The sequence below is a fragment of the Prevotella sp. C561 genome (genome assembly GCF_000224595.1).
Taxonomy (GTDB): Bacteria; Bacteroidota; Bacteroidia; order Bacteroidales; family Bacteroidaceae; genus Prevotella; species Prevotella jejuni.
The window spans coordinates 1-8,883 of record NZ_JH114159.1 but is presented as its reverse complement, the minus strand read 5'-3'; the positions used below and the strand labels follow the sequence as shown (position 1 = coordinate 8,883).

7 protein-coding genes, 1 tRNA gene and 1 pseudogene are annotated in these 8,883 nt (G+C 38.8%); 5 read left to right on the top strand and 4 right to left on the bottom strand.

The window, feature by feature from the left end:
- The 4 genes from HMPREF0666_RS16930 to HMPREF0666_RS14765 all read left to right on the top strand — a co-directional run.
- Positions 1-411, top strand: a 411-nt coding sequence (locus tag HMPREF0666_RS16930) for an IS30 family transposase (RefSeq protein WP_009013183.1), incomplete at its 5' end; no start/stop codon positions are given.
- A gap of 291 nt (positions 412-702) precedes the next feature.
- Positions 703-1,209, top strand: a complete 507-nt coding sequence (locus HMPREF0666_RS14775; protein ID WP_009013182.1) for a pyridoxamine 5'-phosphate oxidase family protein — start codon at positions 703-705, stop codon at positions 1,207-1,209.
- Positions 1,210-1,303: 94 nt separating this feature from the next.
- The gene (locus HMPREF0666_RS14770; RefSeq protein ID WP_009013181.1) at positions 1,304-2,530 is read left to right on the top strand and encodes an NAD(P)/FAD-dependent oxidoreductase; all 1,227 of its coding nucleotides are present in this window, start codon (positions 1,304-1,306) and stop codon (positions 2,528-2,530) included.
- Between the two features lie 614 nt (positions 2,531-3,144).
- Positions 3,145-3,229 (top strand) — tRNA-Ser (locus tag HMPREF0666_RS14765).
- A gap of 256 nt (positions 3,230-3,485) precedes the next feature.
- On the opposite strand, the gene HMPREF0666_RS14760 is transcribed toward HMPREF0666_RS14765, so the two are convergent.
- From HMPREF0666_RS14760 to HMPREF0666_RS14745, 4 genes are all read right to left on the bottom strand, one after another.
- Positions 3,486-5,183, bottom strand: coding sequence for an ATP-dependent helicase (locus HMPREF0666_RS14760; RefSeq protein ID WP_009013180.1), 1,698 nt, complete (start codon positions 5,181-5,183; stop codon positions 3,486-3,488).
- Positions 5,168-7,213 carry an AAA family ATPase gene (locus tag HMPREF0666_RS14755; RefSeq protein WP_009013179.1) on the bottom strand — a complete coding sequence of 682 codons (2,046 nt, stop codon included), beginning with the start codon at positions 7,211-7,213 and terminating at the stop codon, positions 5,168-5,170. The genes HMPREF0666_RS14760 and HMPREF0666_RS14755 overlap by 16 nt, the downstream gene beginning before the upstream one ends.
- 196 nt (positions 7,214-7,409) lie before the next feature.
- On the bottom strand, positions 7,410-8,063 hold the full coding sequence (locus HMPREF0666_RS14750; RefSeq protein WP_009013178.1) for a hypothetical protein: 654 nt from the start codon (positions 8,061-8,063) through the stop codon (positions 7,410-7,412).
- On the bottom strand, positions 8,053-8,466 hold the full coding sequence (locus HMPREF0666_RS14745) for a hypothetical protein (protein ID WP_009013177.1): 414 nt from the start codon (positions 8,464-8,466) through the stop codon (positions 8,053-8,055). Before HMPREF0666_RS14745 ends, HMPREF0666_RS14750 begins: the two co-directional genes overlap by 11 nt.
- Positions 8,467-8,625: 159 nt before the next feature.
- Here HMPREF0666_RS14745 and HMPREF0666_RS16925 point away from each other — a divergent pair.
- Positions 8,626-8,883, top strand: a pseudogene (locus tag HMPREF0666_RS16925) (IS1380 family transposase); the annotation flags it as partial.

The window sequence follows — 8,883 nt, the reverse complement described above, 5'->3', positions numbered from 1 at the left end:
AATGGTGCCATCGTAACACTGATAGAGCGTAGTACAAACATGTGTTATGAGAAAACTAAAGAGGGGAAAAATGCCAAAGAACTGGCACGAACTGTAATACACTTACTATCTCCTTTCAAAGACCATATCAAGTCTATTACAACTGACAATGGTACAGAATTCGCTTGTCATGAAATGATAGCCAAAAGCCTTGGTGTTACCATATATTTTGCTGACCCATACGCTTCATGGCAGAAAGGCGCTATAGAAAATGCTAACGGACTAATTAGGCAATACGTGCCAAAAAAAGAAACCTTTGAGCATATCAGCCAGCAACAAATAACTAAGTATTCAAAGAAAATTAACATGAGGCCAAGAAAGAAATTAGATTTTAAAACACCACAGGACTGCTTTTACGAACTAATTAAGTAAATTTGCACTTGCTTGTTGAATTCACGTGACATTGTAATAAAAGTTAAAATAAGCGTTAAACGCAGAAAAAACTTACAGCAAAGTTTGTACGTTACCGAAAAAACGAGTACTTTTGCATCAAGTTTTTTTAGTGGTTAATTTAGTTTTAGTATTTAAACCTTGGGTGATGTGAATCAGTCAAGGTCTTTTTTATTTGGGAGTCTGATGTGAAGCTTTCTTAACATATAAGATTAATTCATAACAGACATTTCTTAATTTCAATAATCAATTATCATATTAATAATGTAGAATATGAAATATGTTAATGACCGCATACGCAGACAGGACCGCCTGATGGATGAGGAACGAGCAATAGAATTGCTGCGTGAGGGAGAATATGGTGTTTTAAGTATGGTATCAGAGAACATGGGATATGGTATTCCTGTAAACTTTGTTTGGGACGGCGATCACAGTATCTATATTCATTGTGCTCCTGAAGGACGAAAGTTAGTAGCCATCGAGGAAAACCCAAAGGTTTCGTTGTGTATCATTGGAAAGGTGAATTTATTACCACGTAATTTCACCACAGAGTATGAAAGTGCTATCTTCTTTGGTGAAGCTCATATCCACCTCTCTGAAGAAGAGAAGATGCATGCACTGCATCTATTAATAGACAAGTTATCACCTGACTTCAAAGAGCTTGGCGATAAATATGCTCACATGAGTTTCCATCGTGTTGAGATTATCCGTGTTGACTTCTCTGAGTTCAGCGGTAAACGAAAGAAGGTGCATTCATCAGCTACAGCAACTGGAGATTAAATGATTGCTCGTAGAAAGATAATCACCACACATTAAATATATCAAAATAACAAAGGTCGATAGTTCTTTGGACCTGAGTAATAGATTTTAGCGAATGGATATAGCTATCATTGGCGGAGGAGCAGCAGGATTTATGGCAGCCATCATGGCTCGCAGAACAAACCCTTCAAGCAAGGTGACTATCTTTGAACGTGCACAGAAGGTGTTGGCTAAGGTTGAAATAACCGGAGGCGGACGTTGTAATGTCACCAATAGCTTCGCAGCCATTACAGACATGAAGCAGGCTTATCCACGTGGCTATATGCTCATGAAACGATTGATGAAGACCTTTAGTCATGAGGATACATTTAAGTGGTTTGAGAAACATGGCGTACCATTGGTGACGCAAGAAGACGAATGTGTCTTTCCGAAGGCACAAGACTCCCATGCCATTATTGATTGTTTAGTGCACCAGGCTAATGAATTGGGTGTTACTATATGTTGTCGACACCGTTTGGTGAATATTCATAAGATGGAAGATGGAAGATTAAAACTGGAGTTTGAGAATGGTGCACATCGCGTGTTTCATCGTACTATTATAACAACAGGTGGTTCACCCAATGGACGTGGCTTACACTATCTTGAGCGCCTTGGACATAAGATAGAGGCACCTATACCATCGCTCTTTACATTTAATATAAAGGACCGAGCCTTCTGTGATCTTATGGGAACAGTGGTTGACCCAGTCGTTGTGGCTATCCCTGGCACAAAACTACGTGCACAGGGTGCGTTGTTGGTGACACATTGGGGAGTGAGTGGACCCGCTATATTAAAGCTGTCGTCTTACGCAGCTCGTACACTTGCAGAGAATGATTATAAAGCTCCACTTGCGATCAGCTGGACAGATGAACTAGCACGGCAAGATGTGGAAAGCTGTCTTCTAAAATTTCAAGCTGCTAATCCGCGTAAGCAGGTTGCCAACTTACATCCATTTGGTCTGCCAAGTCGGCTCTGGCTCTATATACTAAGTAAACTTGGCATAGATGCTGTGAAGCCATGGGCAGAGATTGGACGTAAAGCACTAAACAGAATGATTGAAACATTGGTCAATGATCAATACACCATTGCTGGTAAAGGTGCCTTTCGTGAAGAGTTTGTGACGTGTGGTGGTGTGAGTCTTAGCTCTATTAATTCTAAAACACTTGAAAGTAAAGTCTGCCCAAACCTTTTCTTTGCTGGTGAGGTTTTAGACATCGATGCTATTACGGGTGGATTTAATCTTCAGGCAGCCTGGACAACAGGTTTTATAGCTGGGAAGAATGCTTCTTCATGTGAACTATAACAATATCATCTCCACAACAACCTCCTACTGGTACAAATGAGGCAGCTGATAACATGTGGACTATAACGATTGGTTCTCTACAACTACCCTACTCTAATAGTTTCTTCTAATAATCACCTACATACCCATACCTCCACCAAACCGTCTTCATATCCATAATCAAACACCACACTTTATTATACCAACATTATTCAGAAGAATGTATTATGCCCAAATAAATAGCCAAGCCATATCGTATCAACATCACTCCACGGGGACATATAATATTCTAACAAATCGCCTATTCGTATCATGTTATCACTATTCATAGAGCCCCATTATATCCATATAAATGCGCAAGCGTAGTATGTCAACCCCTGCTCAAGAAACGCATTGTATCCGTATAAAATGCTAAAGCGTACTATATCAACATTATTCATGGAATGACATTGTATTCCCATAACACAATATAAATAGACAGGTTTTACTCCCAATTAGACTTTAGAATGCCTCTCTTTGTTAAAAAGTGTTTTATCTAAAAATTTCTTTACCAAACATTTTGTAGTTCAAAAAAATATCCATAACTTTGCACTCGCTTTCAACAAGGAAGCAGGTTGACTACAAAGTAACCTTCTGGAGAGATGGTAGAGTGGTCGATTACAACGGTCTTGAAAACCGTCGTACCGAGAGGTACCGGGGGTTCGAATCCCTCTCTCTCCGCAAACAAGGGTGTAAATCAGCAAGTTATGCGATTTGCACCCTTTTCTACACCCAGAAATCTGTCAGTTAAGAAAAAAGCTACATCCAAGGTTATGAATCTTGGGTGTAGCTTTTGGTATAAGAGAGTTCATTCGCTTCTCTATATGTATGGTCTCATCAGAACCTACCCGAAGTCCTGCTAGCTAAGCAGGACGGCATTGTTGTAACTGCCTATAGTGGAAATAACTAGAGTGTGGTGCAACTTTAAGCCTTCAAATCAAATCTGCCCCGAACCCAATTGGCTATTATTGGGGAGAAGTATGTTTATTGGCATGCCTTCCAGTTGGATACGTTTTTCTGCACTCAATGTCGGTACACAGATAAACAAGCGATTTATTGCACGACTAGCAGCCACATAATACACCCGATGAACATTGTTGTCATTTAGGTTTGGTGACAACAGGAACTCTAAGTCTTTTTCCTCTTTCAGAACAACAAACACGTTATCATACTCCTCTCCTTTTGACTTATGGATGGTTTTATGCTTGTTATTTGAATCACTATACTTCACTCCAAGGGCAGCATCTGCGTACGCGTGGTTCTGGTAGAAATCCCTGATTGCCGTGCCCTTAATCTTGGTTATTTCGACATGTAAATCATTTACCAGAAAATTGTAGAAATCCATCAGACTTCCGTCTTTGTAATCTTTATAGCCATCCAGCAAGTATCTTAGAAGCACGATGGTTTGAGTCCTATCGCTATCGATTATATCTAACTGATACCAAGCATTTCGCAAGTCATTCATTCTTGTATATTCCACGGCCTTTATCAACGCTTTTATCACCATCTGACGCCCTGCATTGCTATCAAAATCCATCTCTAATATATTCTCTACCTCTCGCACCCCGTTCTTTTCACACATGGAATTGGCAAGTATGTTTTGAAAGGCAAGCGATTGTATTTCGTCAGTTCCACTCTTTTCTATACACTGTTGGTAACAGTTAAGCATATCACCGACAAGCAATTCTGGCATCATTCCTTCTGATCCATTCAGCCAATCTTGCGAAAAATCAGTTCTGACAATATTCAGCAAGTCTATTATCTGCTTCGTGCTACGCCTATTCCCTCGTATTTCATACTCCTGCATTTCTGGAATAGTAAAGCTGTCAAATTGCTGCACTGTAGCACCTAGAAAATCATAGATTGATTGTGCTTTATCGCCTACTACTCCCACAATTACCCCCTCATTGCCTAACTTGGCTAGTAAGTCAACCACAAAAGGTATTGTATCTTGAAATTCATCCACAAAAATATATGGGTATCTAGCCTTTATCAATATGTATATATTGGGATATCTTGAAAACAGGATGTAAGAGAAATATAGGATATCATCAAAAGATATATAACCGCCACTCCATAGTTGTCTTTTGAACTCCATATACCAATCATTGCCCACATATCGTTTACCACTTTTTATCTTATAAACCTGTGGGTGATCAGGTTTGTAATGTTTGTACTCATGGTTTTCATAACGCCACATTGCCCTCTCCAATCCTTTCAGGTAGATTTTGGTATCTAACCATGATTTGCCAACTCTTTTTAAAACTAGTGCAGCTATTCCTTCTGACTTAAAATTAGAGTCATCTATAACCACAAGTTTATCTAACTTCAGCCCGAAGTCCTCAGCAATTAGATGAATATAGGGTTTTATTACATTTGCATACAAGAAACTATGGATGGTATATACATCAACCAGGTCATTCCCCATATTCAAACGTGAAGTGATCGTATCGATACCCACGTTGGTATAAGTGATACAAGCTACCTTTCTCACCACATCAAGTTTGTGGCTATTTGACACCACATTCTTGATATGATTTATCAGCCAATGCGTCTTTCCCGCACCAGGCCCAGCAGTAACCTTAAACGGTTCGTTTATAGGTATAGTTTCTTCTGATGTTATGATAGTAGCCATGTTAATGCCTCAACAATATATCGGGGTACGTGGAACTCGTCTCTATCTTCTTCTGGTTTATCCAGATTATTCATAAGAGCCACGTTTAATTCCAGCGCATTGTTGCCTTTTGAAACGGAATTCAAATAACGCGATGCAAGTAAGGCTTTTCGCTTTTCTTCATCCGTCCACTCCGATGCTTCTATAGAGCTTTTGATACGGGTATTGGCCTCGCTGTTTCGCATTTTAGTCATCATCTCGTTCACATCCTGTTCTTTCATCATAGCTTTTATCTCACTTGAATTGGAAACAGACTCTGTCAGCAACAGTTCACAATTGGGATTCTCACGCATTAGGTCATACTCCAGCGTTTTTCCATACGTTACATCTTGTCTGTAGAACCTAATGTTAGGATGGACTACATATTGATCTACTTCTGTATCAGCATGATGCTTATAGTCGTAGTTGTCTGTATCTATATTGTACTCATATGGGTAGCAGACCTCATAATTTCCGTTGTCTTCTTTCTTTCTTCGACAGGGATCAATATCAGTCAAGCAGACAATCTTCTTGTTGATGGTATATGGATTTTTCGTATCAAATAACTTTAGAAAGTGGTTGAAATAGCGACCTCCCATATTCACCACTAGCACATGCTCATCTGTAAGGTTCTTATTCAAATACCTGGCAAAGACTGGGAGCAGCAACTCCTCTGCAATGCCCTCGACAAAAATCAATCTGTTGGCAAAGAACATATCCGCTTTTGTTGCATCCAAAAATCTCTGAACATATTGCTTGGATACCATATCATTAGAGCTCTCTTCTTTATATATGGCACGTGGATAGCCAACATTGATCTGTCCCAACGCAGGTGAGGTTAAGCAAATTAAGTCATCCAGTTTTACCGCAGAGGCAATTTGGGTAGAATGTGAGGTCATGAATATCTGACGTACATGCCTATTCAAATTATTGTCCTGCAGAAACTTTAGGAACTTGTACTGCATGGCTGGATGCAAATGTGCTTCACATTCCTCTACAGCAAGGAATGAGAGTACCTTGGCATTGCGTTTCATGTAGGCAATGTTTCCGTCTGCCTGCATCTTTGCAAGCAAAAGCGACATATATATAAGATTGTTATACCCTAGCCCATTATATGTAGCAGGCACTTCTATACCAACAGCGTATTTGATAAACATTCTCAATACAGAGAACATCTCATTCTCTGTCACCGTTCCATCAAAATCTGGTTCGGCTCCATTAAATGTTGCACCTGTATCAAATGCGTACTTCAGAAATACGTTTTTCCCATCCTGTAACCTATCTTGTAAAGTTTGCATCAATGGCCTAGACTGTTGGACAAAATCATCTCTTAAAGCTTTTAATTGTTCCTTTATCTCATCCTCTGTCTTTGTGACATCATTCTTAACTGAGTAATCAATTAAGAAATTCAGCACATCCCTAAGGAGCGGATTATAACCTGCGTATAGGTCATGACTGACATCGCGAATAGCATCAAGGAACTGGAAGTCAATCTGCTCCAACGTCTCATTGATGTTGATACCAGCAGCCTGATTACCTCCCGAGCGACTACTTTTATAGAGTCTGATGTAATCTTGCTCTATAATCTTCCATATTTCTTTGGCTGTAATTGCGTTAGTAACATCTGCCTTATAGTTTTGCTCTTGGCTATCATCCAGTTTAAACTCGTATCTTAATTCTGCCTCTTCGCTTAATGCTGGGTCTGTCATCATATTGGCAAACAGCGCCATATCTGCAGAATATAAGTTTTCATCTGCACTTCTACGTAAGACAAGAGTTATTTGGATCCGTGGTGACTGCCGTTGAAGCTCTGCCACATCTGTCTCATAAAATAAGTCACTGGTACCTAATCTATGACCATTACTATAGCCAAGCACTAACCCCATTGCACGGAGCAGGTTACTTTTACCGGTGTTATTATGACCTATTATAACATTCACTCCTTCATGAAAGGGTATTAAAGCTTCCTTAAAGCTTCGGAAGTTTAATATATTAATCTCCTTGATATACATACTATATTTCGTCTATACTATCATCTAAAAATAGGTGTTATGGTTTCTATACTATGCGATGTACCGCCTATGCTACTACTCATATAAAAAGATGTTTAACATGGCTACCTTCTGTCTCAGAGATAGTAGAACTTTGATATTCTAATGTAATGTGGGCAGACTTCAATAAGTCGTTTTCACCCTTTATTGCAAAAAACTATTGTAGTTTTACTTCGCCGTATTCACTTCCTACGTAATCAAAGAAGGACGAGAGCAGATATAAAGTTATCCAGAGGAAGTCCAATAGAAAATATATAGAAACACCTCTGTATATTGATTTCACACTGAATGAAGCCATTCTCCATAAAGTTTCCCATATATCTATGCAACTAATCGGTATATATTTTGCAAGGAACTGATATATTTCATGAAAGGGAACTTCAATCAATGATGCAGAAAGAAGCAAAATACAGAGTAGAGCCAACACTATAATATAAAATGAAAGTGTGGTTGCCTTTTTATAGTAGTTCTTCAATCTTACTCCTATCGGCATTAGTTGGGCATTTACATCCTTTTTATAGGGACTAAAGTCTATCTTCTGAAACTTATCAATTAACATTAAAATAAATGAGAAGAATAGACCAGCAAAAAGTGATAGAGCCGACACAACGTATCCAGCAAAATCCTTACCAAAGCCATTTACTGTTGTAATCGAAACCACAACTGAAATCATTAGTATCCCCCACTGGATTTTGGTAAAATAATATAGTGGCTTGTTTTCTTCTATGTTTGACGCTGTGCTATTAACTTCTGCATATTGAAAAAGATGTGCATCACTGACTAAACTTTTTAACGCTTCTTTAAAACTCATAAATATCTTGGTTTATATTTCGTTCAGCTTTGATTTCTTTTAAAAGTTTATGGCAATATTCCTGTATGGCTTTGAAATCAGGAAGTCCTGTTTGCTCGTCTGAAGTAATTCCTTCATCCGAAAGATAACTGGTAGGTCTTATACTTTGAATATCCTTTGAGATATCATAATTAGCATTTCTCCCCTGCTCATCAGCGGTATAGATTCGACCTTTACCTTCACCGAGGGCCTGTTGATCAAGTGTCATTTTTGAAACTTCTTGCATAATTTCTCTTGTTCCTTCTGAATTTATAGGCAGTTTTTGCTTGACAGGTCTTATACGAACTTCAAATTCTTGTGCTGCCTCTGTTACTTTTTTGCGAAGACTTTCTGACAGTGGCAAAGGCGATGTAAAACTGAACATTCGTATAGCTGCAGATTTTTCATACCTTAATTCCGCAACACTATTATAAATTAAACTTTTTAAGTACCTGAGCAACAAAAAGTTGCTCAGGATTTTGCCATGTCAGAATTTTCACTTATCTTAGTGTTGCAAAAAAAACAAGAGAATCCAACGATAGACATGGCGAAGATACAAATTAAATCTGAGAGACTCACTCCTTTTGGGGGATTATTTTCAATCATGGAGCAATTTGACTCCACATTATCATCTGTCATCGACTCAACCCTCGGTCTAAGGTGTAGATCGTTCGGTTATCAGTACAGCGAAATCATCCGTTCTCTCATGAGTATCTACTTCTGTGGCGGTTCATGTATTGAGGATGTCACTACTCATTTGATGAACCACCTCTCACTTCATCCGACACTTCGCACTTGTAGC